Source organism: Ollibium composti, assembly GCF_004801285.1.
In the GTDB taxonomy this organism is placed as follows: Bacteria; Pseudomonadota; Alphaproteobacteria; order Rhizobiales; family Rhizobiaceae; genus Mesorhizobium; species Mesorhizobium composti.
Genome location: NZ_SSNY01000010.1, coordinates 41,932 through 57,176, shown reverse-complemented (window position 1 = coordinate 57,176; position 15,245 = coordinate 41,932). Strand labels below are relative to the sequence as shown.

16 protein-coding genes and 1 pseudogene are annotated in these 15,245 nt (G+C 66.4%); 10 read left to right on the top strand and 7 right to left on the bottom strand.

The features are described from left to right. Positions 1 to 48: 48 nt before the first annotated feature. Complete coding sequence (locus tag E6C48_RS16645) at positions 49 to 432, bottom strand: hypothetical protein (RefSeq protein WP_136359256.1); 384 nt, start codon at positions 430 to 432, stop codon at positions 49 to 51. Positions 433 to 528: 96 nt separating this feature from the next. After that, positions 529 to 1,044, bottom strand: a complete 516-nt coding sequence (locus E6C48_RS16640; RefSeq protein ID WP_168734561.1) for a hypothetical protein — start codon at positions 1,042 to 1,044, stop codon at positions 529 to 531. Positions 1,045 to 1,079: 35 nt separating this feature from the next. Between E6C48_RS16640 and E6C48_RS16635 the strand changes: the two genes are divergently transcribed. The 3 genes from E6C48_RS16635 to E6C48_RS16625 all read left to right on the top strand — a co-directional run bounded on the left by E6C48_RS16635 (position 1,080) and on the right by E6C48_RS16625 (position 4,238). Beyond that, positions 1,080 to 2,051 (top strand): L-threonylcarbamoyladenylate synthase, encoded by a 972-nt coding sequence (locus tag E6C48_RS16635; protein ID WP_136359252.1) that lies wholly within the window; start codon positions 1,080 to 1,082, stop codon positions 2,049 to 2,051. A 10-nt stretch (positions 2,052 to 2,061) separates the two neighbouring features. Next, positions 2,062 to 3,492 carry an FAD-binding oxidoreductase gene (locus E6C48_RS16630; RefSeq protein ID WP_136359250.1) on the top strand — a complete coding sequence of 477 codons (1,431 nt, stop codon included), beginning with the start codon at positions 2,062 to 2,064 and terminating at the stop codon, positions 3,490 to 3,492. A gap of 179 nt (positions 3,493 to 3,671) precedes the next feature. Next, complete coding sequence (locus E6C48_RS16625) at positions 3,672 to 4,238, top strand: DUF6101 family protein (protein WP_136359248.1); 567 nt, start codon at positions 3,672 to 3,674, stop codon at positions 4,236 to 4,238. A gap of 32 nt (positions 4,239 to 4,270) precedes the next feature. On the opposite strand, the gene ubiA is transcribed toward E6C48_RS16625, so the two are convergent. After that, on the bottom strand, positions 4,271 to 5,254 hold the full coding sequence (gene ubiA / locus E6C48_RS16620) for a 4-hydroxybenzoate octaprenyltransferase (protein ID WP_136359246.1): 984 nt from the start codon (positions 5,252 to 5,254) through the stop codon (positions 4,271 to 4,273). Between the two features lie 136 nt (positions 5,255 to 5,390). Here ubiA and purD point away from each other — a divergent pair, with 136 nt between their 5' ends. Then, positions 5,391 to 6,665, top strand: a complete 1,275-nt coding sequence (gene purD / locus E6C48_RS22845; protein WP_136359244.1) for a phosphoribosylamine--glycine ligase — start codon at positions 5,391 to 5,393, stop codon at positions 6,663 to 6,665. Between the two features lie 13 nt (positions 6,666 to 6,678). On the opposite strand, the pseudogene E6C48_RS23125 reads toward purD, so the two are convergent. Together E6C48_RS23125 and E6C48_RS16605 are read right to left on the bottom strand one after the other, a co-directional pair. Beyond that, a pseudogene (locus E6C48_RS23125) lies at positions 6,679 to 7,800 on the bottom strand (glycoside hydrolase family 25 protein); the annotation flags it as partial. A gap of 96 nt (positions 7,801 to 7,896) precedes the next feature. Then, positions 7,897 to 8,133, bottom strand: coding sequence for a hypothetical protein (locus E6C48_RS16605; protein ID WP_136359240.1), 237 nt, complete (start codon positions 8,131 to 8,133; stop codon positions 7,897 to 7,899). 151 nt (positions 8,134 to 8,284) lie between these two features. On the opposite strand from E6C48_RS16605, the gene E6C48_RS16600 reads away from it, so the two are divergent. Further along, positions 8,285 to 10,063, top strand: coding sequence for an acyl-CoA dehydrogenase (locus E6C48_RS16600; protein ID WP_136359238.1), 1,779 nt, complete (start codon positions 8,285 to 8,287; stop codon positions 10,061 to 10,063). A 17-nt stretch (positions 10,064 to 10,080) separates the two neighbouring features. Then, positions 10,081 to 10,830: a crotonase/enoyl-CoA hydratase family protein gene (locus E6C48_RS16595; protein ID WP_136359236.1), complete on the top strand. Its 750-nt coding sequence runs from the start codon at positions 10,081 to 10,083 to the stop codon at positions 10,828 to 10,830. 86 nt (positions 10,831 to 10,916) lie between these two features. On the opposite strand, the gene pdxH is transcribed toward E6C48_RS16595, so the two are convergent. Continuing rightward, entirely contained in the window at positions 10,917 to 11,534 is a 618-nt protein-coding gene (gene pdxH, locus E6C48_RS16590) for a pyridoxamine 5'-phosphate oxidase (RefSeq protein ID WP_136359234.1), read from the bottom strand. Between the two features lie 156 nt (positions 11,535 to 11,690). Between pdxH and E6C48_RS16585 the strand changes: the two genes are divergently transcribed. The 4 genes from E6C48_RS16585 (at position 11,691) to E6C48_RS16570 (ending at position 14,893) form a co-directional block, all read left to right on the top strand. Beyond that, on the top strand, positions 11,691 to 12,080 hold the full coding sequence (locus E6C48_RS16585) for an RT0821/Lpp0805 family surface protein (protein ID WP_230978810.1): 390 nt from the start codon (positions 11,691 to 11,693) through the stop codon (positions 12,078 to 12,080). Positions 12,081 to 12,173: 93 nt separating this feature from the next. After that, positions 12,174 to 13,121 (top strand): DnaJ C-terminal domain-containing protein, encoded by a 948-nt coding sequence (locus E6C48_RS16580; RefSeq protein ID WP_136359232.1) that lies wholly within the window; start codon positions 12,174 to 12,176, stop codon positions 13,119 to 13,121. A gap of 311 nt (positions 13,122 to 13,432) precedes the next feature. Further along, positions 13,433 to 14,251 carry an enoyl-ACP reductase FabI gene (gene fabI / locus E6C48_RS16575; protein WP_136359230.1) on the top strand — a complete coding sequence of 273 codons (819 nt, stop codon included), beginning with the start codon at positions 13,433 to 13,435 and terminating at the stop codon, positions 14,249 to 14,251. Positions 14,252 to 14,305: 54 nt separating this feature from the next. Continuing rightward, on the top strand, positions 14,306 to 14,893 hold the full coding sequence (locus E6C48_RS16570; protein ID WP_136359228.1) for a histidine phosphatase family protein: 588 nt from the start codon (positions 14,306 to 14,308) through the stop codon (positions 14,891 to 14,893). 23 nt (positions 14,894 to 14,916) lie between these two features. Here the strand turns inward: E6C48_RS16570 and E6C48_RS16565 are convergent, their stop codons facing one another. Next, positions 14,917 to 15,168 carry a DUF1344 domain-containing protein gene (locus E6C48_RS16565; protein ID WP_136359226.1) on the bottom strand — a complete coding sequence of 84 codons (252 nt, stop codon included), beginning with the start codon at positions 15,166 to 15,168 and terminating at the stop codon, positions 14,917 to 14,919. Positions 15,169 to 15,245: the final 77 nt, after the last annotated feature.

Here is a 15,245-nt window from a genome sequence, read left to right as displayed (position 1 = left end):
CCAGGCGCCCGGCTTTCTGCGTGGCGAACGCCTCGATGAGGCGGGACCTCAGCGCTCCAGCACGGTCACCCGCACGGAGCGCGTATAGACGTCCACCTGGATCAGCGGCTCGCCCCTGACGATGGCGTTCCTGGTGCTGCCGCTCATGGCGCCGGGCCTTTGCAGCATCCGTTCCAGCCGTGCCCTGTCGTCGTTGCCGCGGAACCAGCGGTCGCGCTCGTCGTCGCGGTCGCGGCGGTGGAACTTGTGATAGTTGGCGCGGTCCTGCCGTACCATCTGCGCGGCGCTCTCCAGCCGGTAGCCGTCGCTGGCGAAATGGTCCTCGTCGGAGATGCGGGCGACGTAGCTGCCCAGGAATTCGTCGGCCTTGGCCGTGGCCGCGAAACCGGCGACGAGAAGCCCGACGGCGGTTGCCGCTGCAAGTCTTTTCATGATTGCCCCCTGAATGCCCTTTGGGCGTGAATGCCGGGCATTCTTGCTGAGGCTCGATGACGAAATTGCGGCGGATTGGTGTGCCGACTGCTGCCGTCAGATCGGTTTGCGGCGCGGCCCGTTGCTGACCGGTTCCGGGATTTCGGCCTGCGAGCTTTGGCCGACCGAAGGAGCGGAGCGGTTGTCCGTCTGGACGCCCGGCTTCGCGCTGGCTCCTGCCGGTTCCGAACGAACCGGAATCGGATTGGCGGACGCGCCGCCGGTGATACCACCACGCATCACCATGGGCGCAAGCACCGGCTCGGAAGATTCAGGCACCTGCGGTGCCGGTATGGCGGCGACCTTGTCGTCGCTGACGGCCACGGCAGGCTCGCCGAGCGAAATGATGGACGGCGTGGCTTCCGGCGTGCCGCCGAGCGTGACGATGGAGGAAGCCTGCGCGCCGAAGCACGTCGCCGCGAAAGAAAGCACCAAGATTGTACCGTGCATGATGGACCCCGTTGCCCGAACCATGGCCGTCACCATAGCAGGCACGGATTGATGGCGGCTTGTACGAGAACTTCGCATTTTAAAGATCGCCGATTTGGCCGCACCGGTCTTGCTGGCCGGCAAGCGCGGGTATAGGCACCTCGCGCAAAGAGGTTCACATGGCTGAGGTGATTTTAGCCGGCGCCGCACTCGACCGGGCAACGACGCTGCTCGATGCCGGCGAGGTGGTCGCCATTCCGACCGAAACGGTCTACGGGTTGGCCGGCGACGCCACCAATGGCGCGGCGGTGGCGCGCATCTTCGAGGCCAAGGGGCGGCCGCGCTTCAATCCGCTGATCGCCCATGTCGCGGATCTCGCCATGGCCGAACGCATCGGCGTGTTCGACCCGCTTTCGCGCCGGCTGGCCGCGCATTTCTGGCCGGGGCCGCTGACGCTGGTCCTGCCGCTGCGGGCCGGCGCCGGCATCCATCCATTGGTCACGGCCGGGCTGGACACCGTCGCGCTGCGCATGCCGCGCGGCTTCGCGCATGGCCTGATCGCGGGGCTTGGCCGGCCACTGGCCGCCCCAAGCGCCAATTCCTCCGGCAGGATCAGCGCCACCTGCGCCGCCGCGGTCGAAGCGGATCTCGGCAACCGGATTCCGCTGGTGGTCAACGGAGGAAAAACCCCAGTCGGACTGGAATCGACCATCGTCAAGGTCGATGGCGGTCGTCTGCTGCTGTTGAGGCCGGGTGGCATCGCCGCAGATGAGATCGAAGCCGTCGCCGGCGCCAGGTTGGAACGCGGCGCAAAGGGCGTTCAATCGCCCGGAATGCTGGCGTCGCACTACGCGCCGAATGCCGCCATGCGCCTGGATGCCGATGCGGTGCGGCCGGGCGAGGCGCTGCTGGCTTTCGGGCCGGCGTGGGCGCGGGATGCCGGGAACGCGGTGGCGGTGAAGAACCTGTCGCCGGCCGGCGACCTGCGCGAGGCGGCGGCGAACCTGTTCGGCTTTATGGCCGAACTGGATCGAAGCGGCTCCCCTGTCATCGCCGTCGAGCCGATCCCATGGGAAGGACTGGGGGAGGCAATCAACGACCGTCTCGCCCGTGCCGCCGCGCCGCGTGACAAGCCGCTGCCACCGACATAGTTTCCGCGTCATGGAAACTGTTGCCCGCGCCATCGATCCCGCTCTTGTCGCCCGCTTCGCGGCCATCGTCGGCGATCGCTATGCATTGACCGATCAGGCCGAGATCGGGCCGTACCTCACCGAGCGGCGCGGCCTGTGGCACGGCGCGACGCCGCTGGTGCTCAGGCCCGGCAGCGTGGAGGAGGTGAGCCGCATCATGCGGCTGGCCAGCGAGACGGGCACGCCCATCGTTCCGCAAAGCGGCAATACCGGCCTTGTCGGCGCGCAGGTGCCGGATGCCTCGGGCCGGCAGGTGGTGCTTTCCCTGTCCAGGCTGAACCGCATCCGCGAGATCGACGTGCAGTCGAACACGGCGACCGTCGAAGCCGGCGTCATCCTGCAAACCTTGCAGGAGGCGGCCGACGCCGCCGATCGGCTGTTTCCGCTCTCGCTGGCGGCGCAGGGTTCTTGCCAGATCGGCGGCAATCTTTCCTCCAATGCCGGCGGCACCGGCGTGCTGGCCTATGGCAATGCGCGCGAACTCTGTCTCGGCGTCGAGGTCGTCCTGCCGACCGGCGAGGTGTTCGACGACCTGCGCAAGTTGAAGAAGGATAACACCGGTTACGACCTGAAGAACCTGTTCGTCGGCGCCGAGGGCACGCTGGGCGTCATCACCGCCGCCGTCATGAAGCTGTTCCCGAAGCCGAAGGGACGCGAGGTGGCGTTCGTCGGCCTGGGTTCGCCCGAGGCGGCGCTGACGCTGTTCCTGGCCGCGACCGGCCGTGCCGGCTCCGCGCTCACTGCCTTCGAACTGATCGCCCGCCGGCCCTACGATTTCACGCTACGCCATGTACCCGGCGTGGTGCGCCCGCTGGCCCAGGACTGGCCCTGGTACGTTCTGATGGAGATCTCGTCCGGCGGCTCGGCCGAGGACGCGCGCGGCCTGATGGAGGATACCCTTGCCGCCATGCTGGAGGATGGTACGGCAGGTGATGCTGTGATCGCCGTCAGCCTGAGCCAGCGCGACGCCTTCTGGAATTTCCGCGAAGTCCTGCCGGAGACGCAAAAGAAGGAAGGCGCCTCCATCAAGCACGATATATCCGTGCCGGTGGCGGCGATCCCGACTTTCATCGAAAGGGGCGAGGCTGCGGTTCGCTCGGTCAGTCCCGGCGCGCGCGTCGTCTGCTTCGGCCACATGGGCGACGGCAACCTGCACTACAACATCTCGCGGCCCGTGGATGGCGACGACGAAGCCTTCCTTGGCCTTTACAAACCGATGAACAGGGCCGTCCACGATGTCGTGCGCTCGCTCGGCGGTTCGATTTCGGCCGAGCACGGCATCGGCCAGTTGAAGCGCGACGAACTGATCGCCACCGCCCCGCCGATGGCGATCGAATTGATGCGGCGCGTCAAGGCCGCTTTCGATCCGGCCGGCATCATGAACCCCGGCAAGGTCATCTGACGGTGCCGCGCTTCGCCGGTTGCATTTAGATAACCATGCGGCGGATCAGCAAAATTTAACCGACTTTCTTAAGCGGGGCGATAGCAGCCCCGCGCTACCTTCCTTCGCACAGAGGCCGGAATAACCGGCCCGCAGGGAACCGGGAAACCGGCTCTCAGGAGAGACAGGAAGGCTTTTCGATGAACACCGGACTGAAGCCAGTCTGGGCCGGCCGCAACATGCGGCTGGACCCCTTTCGCCTGCCGCAGGCAGTCAGCTACGCCACGCGCGACGATGTGGGCGACGTCACCGTCACCATCGACCATCGCGGCGCCGTCCTCCGCCGCACGCTGGAAAGAAGCGGGCTGCCGGCCATCATCGCCCTGCCGGCACACGTTTTCCGCGGTGTTGCCGCGCGCGCCATCGAGGACGACGTGGGTGCCGTCACGGTGACGCTGGAACTGCTGCACGACGACGCGGCGTTGTCGGTGCCGCTGCTGGTCGCAGACGATCTCGACGATATCGCCGCCGACTGGCGCGCCTGGGCCGATGCCTATCGGTTGCCGATGCTGCTGATCGAGGCCGATGGTGTCGCCCGCACGCTGGAAGAGTCGCTCGGCACCGTCGTCAAGACCGCGCCGCCCAAGGCGCGCCGCAAGGGCCGCATCTCCACGCAGCGCCGGCCGCGCTTCCTCGCCCGCCGCCGCACCGGAGACCTCGGGCTTCGACTGGTCATCGGCGGTGAGGAGATCATCGCCCGGGCATGACTCGTTCCCTCCCTTCGAGGGAGGGATCATTCTCAGATCATCGGCTTCAGCGCCACCCACAGGGCGGCGCCGATCAGGCCGGCGAAGATCAGCCAGCCGACGACATTGTTCGACTTGAAAAGCCGCAGGCACTGGTCGGGATTGTCGATGTCGAGCGTGGTGATCTGGCGCGTCATGTGGGCGCCGGCCGCGATCAGCCCCGCAAGTGCCACGACGGGAGCCTGCGCGGAAGCGAAAGCCAGCGCGAAGCACAGCAGTGCCCCGCCGTAGAGCCCGACCAGCCAGGGTTTGGTGTTGGTGCCGAACAGGCGCGCGGTGGAGCGCACGCCGACGATGGCGTCGTCCTCCTTGTCCTGGTGGGCGTAGATCGTGTCGTAGCCGATCGTCCACAGGATCGAACCGGCGTAGAGCAGGATGGCAGGGCCGTCGAGATCGCCGAACTCGGCTGCCCAGCCCATCAGCGCGCCCCAGGAAAACGCAAGCCCCAGAACGAATTGCGGCCAGTCGGTGATTCGCTTCATGAACGGGTAGATCGCCACCACCACGAGCGAGCAAAGGCCGAGCAGGATGGCGAAGCTGTTGAACTGCACCAGCACGACGAGGCCGGCGAGCGCTTGCAGGATAAGGAACGCCCAGGCTTGCCGGCGGCTGACCTGACCGGAAGGCAGCGGACGCGAGCGCGTACGCTCGACCTGGTTGTCGATGCCCTCGTCGACCAGATCGTTGTAGGTGCATCCGGCGCCGCGCATGGCGACGGCGCCGATCAGGAACAACAACAACGTCGAGAGTTGGGGCAGCAGCGAAGCGAGGCTGTCATCCGGCCTTGCATAGGCGGACGCCGCCAGTGCCGCCGACCACCAGCACGGCCACAACAGCAGTTGCCAGCCGATCGGCCGGTCCCAGCGGGCGAGCTGCGCATAGGGCCACAGGCCGCGCGGCAGGATGCGGTACACCCAATGCCCGCTCGGCGCGTCCGCGACCCGCCCCTGGGCTGCTTTCGACTGGATTGTTTCCATGGTCGATGGAGTGGCAGGGGAAGGGGAAGGCGTCAAGCCGGCGATTTGTCCTTGATAAGGTGATCCTGCGCTTGACCCTCGATGCGGGGCGACCTACCGCAATGCCAATCCCAATATCGGCCGGAGGTGACTGGGCATGAACGTTCTTCTTCTCGGCTCCGGCGGGCGCGAACATGCGCTGGCCTGGAAGATCGCCGCATCGCCGCTGCTGACGACGCTCTACGCCGCGCCCGGCAACCCCGGTATCGCGCAAGTGGCGGAACTGGCAGCCCTGGATGTCGCTGATCATGGGGCCATCGCCGGCTTCTGCCGCGAAAAGGGCATCGACCTCGTCGTCGTCGGGCCGGAAGCGCCGCTGGTTGCAGGCCTGGCAGACGACCTGCGCGCAGCGGGCATCCGCGTTTTCGGCCCGTCGAAGGCAGCGGCCCAGCTCGAAGGCTCGAAGGGCTTCACCAAGGATTTCTGCGCCGAGTTCGGCATACCGACCGCCGCCTATGGCCGTTTCGACACGCTGGCGGCGGCCAAAGTCTATGTCGAAAAGGTCGGCGCGCCGATCGTCGTCAAGGCCGACGGGCTGGCCGCCGGCAAGGGCGTGACGGTGGCGACGACGCTGGACGAGGCGTTTTCGGCGCTGGAGGCCTGTTTCGACGGCACGTTCGGCGGGGCCGGCGCCGAAGTGGTGGTCGAGGAGATGCTGGTCGGCGAGGAGGCGAGCTTCTTTTGCCTGTGCGACGGCACCACCGCGCTGCCCTTCGGCACGGCGCAGGACCACAAGCGCGTCGGCGAGGGCGACACCGGTCCCAATACCGGCGGCATGGGCGCCTATTCGCCGGCGCCGGTGATGACGCCGGACATGGTCGAGCACACCATGCGCGAGATCGTCGAGCCGACCATGCGCGGCATGGCGGCGCGGGGAATGCCGTTTTCCGGCGTGCTGTTCGCCGGCCTGATGATTGCCGCCGACGGGCCGAAGCTGATCGAATACAACGTCCGCTTCGGCGATCCCGAATGCCAAGTGCTGATGATGCGGCTGAAGGACGACCTGCTGGTGTTGCTGAACGCCGCCGCCGACGGCCAGCTCGCCCATACCTCGGTGCGCTGGCGGGACGAGACGGCGCTGACGGTGGTGATGGCCGCGAACGGCTATCCGGGCACGCCGGAAAAAGGCTCCGTCATTCGCGGCCTGGACGAAGCCGCTCGCGACGGCGTCGAGGTTTTTCATGCCGGCACGGCGCTCAACGCCGGCGCGCTGGTGGCGAACGGCGGGCGCGTGCTCAACGTGACAGCTACCGGTGCTTCCGTCGCCGAGGCGCAGAAGAAGGCTTATGACGCGGTCGATCGCATCGACTGGCCGCAGGGCTTTTGCCGCCGCGACATAGGTTGGCGCGCCGTGGAGCGGGAGCGGCGCTGACCGGCTTCCGCGCCGGGCGGGCGGGCACGATCGTTCCCGTCACGACCGGGTCTATGCCGGCCTGGGAGGCTTCCGCGACGGGGACGATCCGCCGTTCGTCCTGTTTCGCAGCCGCATATTCAGCCATGCCGTTGGCGTAGGGCGATGGCTGGTTCGCCGGCATGTGGAAGCCGGCGACAAAACCCCTCCATCCCTTGACGAGTGCGGCGGAGAGTTCGCCCGGCGTCGGCAGCGGTGCGACATCAGCATAGGCGATTGTCACGTTGCCCTTGAGACCATCCTCGCGCGAGACCGGGATCGGCACGCTGAGCAGCGTGTCGGGCGGCACGTCGAGCAGGCCTCCGAACGGCCATGCCGCCCTGAGCTCCACCGCGCTCATGGCGGCCACGTTGACGTCGATGTCGTCCGGCGTGCCGGCGACACGATAGGGGCAGCGGATGCGGCCGCAATTGCTGTGCGAGGAGAACTGCCACAGCGCGTAGCTCTCCCAATGGCCCTTGGGGAAATGCAGGCCGATTTCGGGCTTATAGCGTGCGTACCACAAGGGCAGGCGCGACAGCAGCCGATAGCGGGCGCGGTTGTCGGCAATGTGGCGGGCGGTGGAATCGTTGGTGTAGAGCAACGGGAAGCGGCCGACGCGGCGATGCACCTGTCGCACGAACTCTTCCGCGTCCCCCAACGACATCCATTGCGCCGGGTCATTGTCCTCGATGTCGAGCGCCAAAAGGTCGTCGGGCGCCGGGTCGGCGAAGTCGATGAAATTGTCCGCCTGCTCGACCGGGTTGCCGGGGCGGGCGAGATGATAAGCGCCCCATTTCAGCCCGAGCGCCTTAGCGACGGTGCGCCGCGTCTGGAACAGTTCGCGTGTCACCGCATGGCGTTTCCACAGCGCCTTGCAGAGCCGGACCTGGGTGTCGTCGCCCGAGCATGAATAGGGAGGGGGGAGGCCGTCGGACGCCTTGTTGATGAAGGCGACGATGCGCTTGTCGCCGGCAAGTGCTGCCCAGTCGATGGAATTGTACTCATAGGCGTCGACGACCAGCGCGCGGTCGGGGTTCTTCCATGGCTCGGAGAAGTCGGAGGCTGCGGCAGGCCGCGCAAGGACGACCGCGCCGCAGAACGCCGCCGTCGCAATACGCAAAAACTGTCGGGCGAGCCCCTTCAATCCGCACCCCCGCTGAATATCGGTGGATGCTGCGCGCGATATGGTTAACGAACGCTTGCGATGCGCCTAACGGCGAAAGGCCGGGTCGAACTCGAAAGGATCGGGTGCCGGCGTGGTCGGCAGCGTACCTTCCGCCTTGCGGCGCCGGTAGTGGGCAAGCGAACAGGCCGGCGAGCACAGGATTCCGCGATCGGACCAGTAGGCCGGCCCGTTCTCGATGCGTCCTTCGTGGTAACCGAAAGCATCGGTTCCATAGGCGAGGCCGCATTCGACGCAACGGCGGGTCTCCGGTCTGGCAAGCATGGCGCGCTCCTTTCGGTCCTTATCTACCGCGCTCGGGCGGATTGCAAAATCCGCGTGACAAAGTTTGACGTTTACGTAAAAAGAAAGTGGTTTTGGCGCCGGGCGCGATCTATGGTGAAGCGCGCCGGCAAGCGCCGCTGAGGAGTAAGGCATGTACAAGGCACCGCTCGATGACATCGCCTTCACGCTCAAGCAGGTGGCCGGGCTGAAGCCGGCCATCGATGCCGGTCTGCTGGGCGATCTCGGCGAGGATCTGGTTGATGCGATCCTGTCGGAGGCTGGCCGTTTCGCCGGCGAGGAAGTGGCGCCGCTCTATAAGGTGGGCGACGAGGTCGGCGCCGTGTTGAAGGATGCGGAAGTCACCATGCCGCCCGGCTGGCGCGATCTCTATCGGCGCTGGGTCGAGGGCGGCTGGAACGGCCTGTCCGGCCCAGAGGAATTCGGCGGCCAGGCGCTGCCGATCAGCGTCGCCATGGCGGTGCTGGAAATGTGGAACTCGGCCTCGATGGCCTTCGGCATCGGCCCGACGCTGACGATGGGTGCCATCGAGGCACTGGAAAAGCACGCGGCGCCGGTTTTGAAGGACAAGTACCTGGCCAAGCTCGTGTCGGGCGAGTGGATGGCCACCATGAACCTGACGGAGCCGCAGGCTGGCTCCGATCTCGCGGCGTTGCGCGCCCGTGCCGAGCGGGCTGAGGACGGCACCTACCGCATCTTCGGCCAGAAGATATTCATCACCTACGGCGAGCACGATTTCACCGACAACATTGTCCATCTGGTGCTGGCCCGCCTGCCGGACGCGCCGGCCGGCACGCGCGGCATCTCGCTGTTCCTGGTGCCGAAGTTCCTGGTCGGCGACGACGGCGTGCCCGGTGCCCGCAACGACGTGTTCTGTTCCGGCATCGAGCACAAGCTCGGCATCCACGCCTCGCCCACCTGCACCATGATCTACGGCGACGGCTTCAAGGGGCAGGCGCCAGGCGCCGTCGGCTGGCTGATCGGCGAGGAGAACAAGGGGCTGGCCTGCATGTTCACCATGATGAACAACGCCCGCCTGTCTGTCGGTATGCAGGGCGTCGCCGTGGCCGAAGCCGCCACCCAGAAGGCCATCGCCTACGCCAATGAGCGCCGGCAGGGCAAGGCGGGGGGCTACGACGGGCCGGGCATGGCGCCGATCGTCCATCATCCGGACGTGCAGCGCAATCTCCTGACGATGAAGGCGCTGACGCAGGCTGCGCGCGCGATAGCCTACAACTGCGCCCACGCCATCGACATGGGCCGGCTCGCAGCGACGGAGGCGGAACGCGGCCATTGGCAGGCGCGTGCCAATCTTCTCACGCCGCTGGCAAAGGCGTTCTCCACCGATGTCGGCGTCGATGTCGCGTCGCTCGGCGTACAGGTGCACGGCGGCATGGGCTTCATCGAGGAGACGGGTGCCGCCGCCTATCTGCGCGACGCCCGCATCGCGCCGATCTACGAAGGCACAAACGGCATCCAGGCGATCGATCTTGTCGTCCGCAAGCTGCCGCTGGAAGGCGGCGAGCACGTCCATGGCTACATTGCTGAACTGAAGGCGGTCGCCGACGCGGTGCGCGACTCCAACCGCGATGGCTTCGGCCGCACCGCCGCGCGGCTGGACGAGGCGCTGGATGCCGTCTCCGAGGCGACGCGCTTCCTGCTGTCCGCTACCGCCGAAGGCCGGCAGGACGAGGCGCTGGCAGGGGCGACGCCATATTTGAGGCTGATTTCACTGGCCGCCGGCGGTGCCTATGTCGCACAAGGCGCGCTGGCCGACGAGACCGGCGTGCGCACCGCGCTCTGCCGCTTCTTCGCCGAAAACCTGCTGGGGGAAACGCGGGCGCTAGCCGATAGCGTGCTGGGTGGCGCGGCGAGCCTTGCGGCCGCCGGCCAATCGCTCATCTCGGCCTGATCGCGACGGGAAACAGCATGACGGACCATATCCTCATCGAGCGCCGCGGCGCGGTTCAAGTTATTCGCATGAACCGGCCCGACAAGAAGAACGCGCTGACGCGCGCCATGTACGGTGCGATGGCGGCCGCGCTCACCGCAGGCGACGCCGATCCGGACGTGCGCGTGCATGTCTTCCTCGGCCTGCCCGGCATGTTCAGCGCCGGCAACGACCTCGCCGATTTCCTCGCGGTGGCGACCGGCGGAGAGGGCGGCAACGAGGTCTGGGATTTCCTGATGACGCTTGCCAAATCGCAAAAACCGATGGTGTCGGGCGTCGACGGCATCGCGGTCGGCATCGGCACCACGCTCAACCTGCATTGCGACCTGACTTTCGCCACGCCGCGCACCGTCTTCCGCACGCCCTTCGTCGATCTCGGGCTGGTGCCGGAGGCGGGGTCCAGCCTGCTGGTGCCGCAGCTCCTTGGTCGTCAGGCGGCCTTTGCCATGCTGGGGCTGGGCGAAGGCTTGCCGGCGGAACAGGCGAAAGCGGCCGGCCTGATCCATGCCGTCGTGCCGGAGGACGAACTGGAGGCGGTCACGCTCACTGCCGCCGAAACCGTCGCCGCCAAGCCGCCGCAGGCGCTGAAGATCGCCCGCGACCTGATGCGCGGCTCGCGCGAGGACCTGGTGGCCCGCATCGGCGAGGAAGCGGAGCGGTTCCGCGAGCGCTTGAGATCGGACGAAGCGCGCGCTGCCTTCGTCGCTTTCATGAATCGGAAGAAATGATCCGCCGGCCGTTTGCTGGTTTCGATTTGGTTTGACTTTGCGCGGCGAAAGCAAGCCGCATTAAATAGGTCGGCGCCGGGCAAATCTCACGGGTAAAGCCGCGTCTTGTCCCAGCCGCCGTCGCCCTTGCGTGAGAACACGATCCGGTCATGCAACCGGAACGCCCCGTTGTGCCAGAACTCGATCGTCTGCGGCAGGATGCGGAAGCCGGACCAGTGCTTGGGCCGCGGGATGTCGCCGATGGCGTAGCGGGCGGTGTATTCGGCGACCGCCTTTTCCAGCGCGAAGCGGCTTTCCAGCGGTCGCGACTGCTTCGAGGCCCAGGCGCCGATGCGGCTGCCGCGCGGGCGCGTGGCGTAATAGGCGTCGGCCTCGGCGTCGCTGACCACCTCGACCGGCCCGCGCACGCGCACCTGCCGGCGTAGCGATTTCCAGTGGAAGCACATGGCGGCTTTCATCGAACCGAGGATCTCGCGGCCCTTGGCGCTCTCGAAATTGGTGTAGAAGACGAAACCGCGCTCGTCGAACCCCTTCAGCAACACCATGCGCACGTCCGGCAGCCCGTCCGCGTCGACGCTCGCCAGCGCGACCGCGTTGGGGTCGTTCGGCTCGGAGCCGGTGGCGTCCTGCAGCCATTCGGCGAACAGCTTGTACGGCTCGCTTCGCTCGGTAAAGTCACCTGTTGTTAACTCGGTTTCGCTCATAGTTTCATAAAGTTCCGGTTCGGCATTGGGGGAGTGCCGATTGCCGCATATCTGCAAGCTTTCGACCATGATCCGACCGCATTGAAACCTTTCCCCGACGATCCACACAACGGACCAGCCGCACTTTTCGTTTCGGCCTGTTGCCGCGGGATTGCCGTGGCGGCGGGTGTCCTAGCCTTGGCCGGCTGCGGCGTCGGCGGCTTCAGCCTCGAAAAGGCCGACGTGGACCGATCCCTGATAACCAACAGCGTGAGTGCCGATCAGGCCTCCGGATCGGGCGGCATCGAGGCGGACCAGGTCACCATCCGCAATGCCGTTTCCTCCGCCGACGTCGAGGAAGTCGCCGGCAAGGAGATCGCCTGGGCCAATGCCGACACCGGCGCGCGAGGGACGATAACCCGGTTGACCGAAGCGAGGCGGGACGGACGCCTGTGCCGCTCCTTCACCGGTTCGCGCGAAAGCTTCGACGGTGTGGCCATGTTCGAGGGAGAAGCCTGTCTCGCCGGCCAGGGCGCCTGGCGCCTCGAAACGTTCAAGGCACTTTGATTTCGTCTGTCCCGGCGGCGGGCGGCACTGGAATTTCTTCCTATGCGGGCGCATATAGGGAAGGACTTTTGAACCCACGGTGCAGACACAGGCATGCGCGACCCTTACGAGGTGCTGGGCGTTGCGAAGAACGCTTCGGCCAAGGATATAAAATCAGCTTATCGCAAGCTGGCCAAGAAGTATCATCCGGACCAGAATCCGGACGATCCCAAGGCCAAGGATCGCTTTGCCGCGGCCAACACGGCCTATGAGATCCTCGGCGACGAGAAGGCGCGCGCGGCTTTCGACCGTGGCGAGATCGATGCCGACGGCAAGCCGCGCTTCCATGGTTTCGAGGGCGCGCCCGGCGGCGGCGATCCGTTCTCCGGTTTCCGCCGTTCCGGCAACGGACCGGGCGGCGCCCATTTCGAATTCCGCAGCGGCGGCCCGGGCGGCGGCAATCCCTTCGGCGGTGATGCGGGCGACGATATTTTCAGCCAGATTTTCGGAAACGCCTTCAAGCAGCAGCATTCCGGGGCAGGCGGACGCCGGCAGCAGGCAGCACCTGGCGGCGCCGACCTCAACGTGACGCTGGACATCACCGTCGAGGAAGCCGCGACCGCCCCCAAGGTTACGGCTGTGTTCCCCGGCGGCCGCAAGATCGCGGTGAAGCTGCCGACCTATGTCGAGGACGGCCAGGTGATCCGCCTGAAAGGGCAGGGCGAGGCTTCGCCCTTCGGCGGCCAGCCGGGCGACGCGCTGGTGACGCTGCGCTTGGCGCGGCACGGCCGGTACCGGGTGGAAGGCCGCGACCTGCACGCCGATCTTCCCGTGCCGCTCAAGGATGCGGCGCTGGGCGCCAAGGTGGCGGTCGAGACGCCGGCCGGCCGCGTGGCGGTCAACGTTCCGGCCTGGTCGAGCTCCGACAAGGTGCTGCGCATCAAGGGCAGGGGGCTGCCGCTCAAGGCCGGCGGCCACGGCGATCTCTACGTCCACGTCCGCATCATGCTGCCGGAGCACGGCGACGAAGCGCTGGAAAAGCTGCTGCGCGGCGAAGGCTGAGGGCTCTTTTGAAAATTCCGTGAGGCGGGGCTGCAAACGGCGGCCAACTGCGCTCCGGTGCTCACGTACCTGATGTACGCTCCGCTCCGGTGCTCGCCGGTCACCGTTTTCGTCGCCGCCTGACGGTTTTTCAAAAGGGCTCTGGTCGCCCTTCGACCGTTTGAAGCTTGAAGGCCCTTCGACCGTTTGAAGCTTGAAGGCCCTTCAAACGTTTGAAGCTTGAAGGCCCTTCAACCGTTTGAAGCTTGAAGGCACGGTGTGCCTGTGCGATAGGCTGTCGCAAAGCAGACAACCTTGCGGAGAACGCTTAAATGGCGGGTGGACAGGGCCTGATGGCCGGCAAGCGCGGCCTCATTCTCGGCGTCGCCAACAATCGCTCGATTGCCTGGGGCATCGCCAAGGCTTGCGTCGACCAGGGCGCGGAGATCGCGCTGACCTATCAGGGCGAGGCGTTCAAGAAGCGCGTCGAGCCTCTGGCGGCGGAACTCGGCGCGCACGTCTCCGGCCATTGCGACGTCACCGATCCCGCCAGCCTCGATGCCGTTTTCGCCGACGTGGCGGCGCATTTCGGCAAGTTGGACTTCCTCGTCCACGCCATCGCCTTCTCCGACAAGGAGGAACTGGACGGCCGCTACGTCGAGACGACGCGCGCCAATTTCCAGCGCACGATGGAGATTTCCGTCTTCTCCTTCACCGACATCGCCAAGCGCGCCGAGCCGCTGATGACGGACGGCGGCTCGCTGCTGACCCTGACCTATTACGGCGCCGAGAAGGTGATGCCGCACTACAACGTCATGGGCGTCGCCAAGGCGGCGCTGGAGGCGAGCGTGCGCTACCTCGCCGTTGACCTCGGCGCCAGGGGCATGCGCGTCAACGCCATTTCGGCCGGGCCGATCAAGACGCTGGCCGCCTCCGGCATCGGCGACTTCCGCTATATCCTGAAGTGGAACGAATACAACGCGCCGCTCAAGCGCACCGTCACGCCCGAGGAAGTCGGCGATTCGGGGCTCTATCTTCTCTCCGACCTGTCGCGGGGCGTCACCGGCGAGGTTCATCACGTCGATTCCGGCTACCATGTCGTCGGCATGAAGGCGGTGGACGCGCCCGATATCTCCACCATCAAGGACTGATCGGGCAAGTCACCCGACCGATCATCGGCCAGCTTTGGGAAGACGCCCCGCGCCATGCCTCCGCTTGTCTATGTCGTGCGCCACGGCCAGACCGACTGGAACGCCGAATTTCGGCTGCAAGGCCAGGCCGACACCGACCTGAACGCCACCGGGCGACGGCAGGCAAGCGCAAACGGCCGCCGACTGGCCGGCCTGATCGCCGATCCGTCGGCGTTCGACTTCGTCGCCAGCCCGATGCTGCGCACGCGCCATACGATGGAATTGATCCGCTCGGCGATGGGGCTCGACCCGGCGGCCTATCGGACCGATTCGCGCCTTGTGGAAATCAATTTCGGCGACTGGCAGGGCTTTACCTTTGCCGAGCTGGAAGCCGATTATCCCGGAGCGTACCGCAAGCGGCAGGCCGACAAATGGGATTTCGTGCCACCGGGCGCGGGCGCCGAAAGCTATGAAGAACTCTCGGCAAGGGTCTGCCCGTTCTTCGAGGCGCTTGCCCGCGACACGGTCTGCGTCACCCATGGCGGTGTCATCCGTGCCCGGTTCAGGCTGGCCGGCGGCTTGTCGAAGGACGAGGCGGCCGCTATCGAGATACCGCAGGATCAGGTCCTGCGCATGAGCGGCGGCAGGCTGGACTGGCTTTGAAGGGCGCTACCCGGGCAATTCCCCTATTCGGGTAATTCCATGTCGGTGATGACGTTCTGGCCGTCCGTCACGTCGTAGGCGATGACCACGTCCATTCCGGGTTTGAGCGAATCGACGTCCATCTCGGCGTTCAGTTTGTAGGACTTGCCGTCGTCGAGGGTCAGCGTCATGGCGTCCTTGTCGACCTTCTTGATGAGGCCTTCGGTCTGGCCCGCGAAGGCGGAGCCCGCGGCCAGCAGGGTTGCTGCGGCAATGACGCTAAACAGGATACGCATGGATTGACCTCGCTTTTTCAGCGCCGCCCGCTCCAGCGGCGCACGGCCTGTTTTCCGGCACGGTGTGGAGAGCAGAA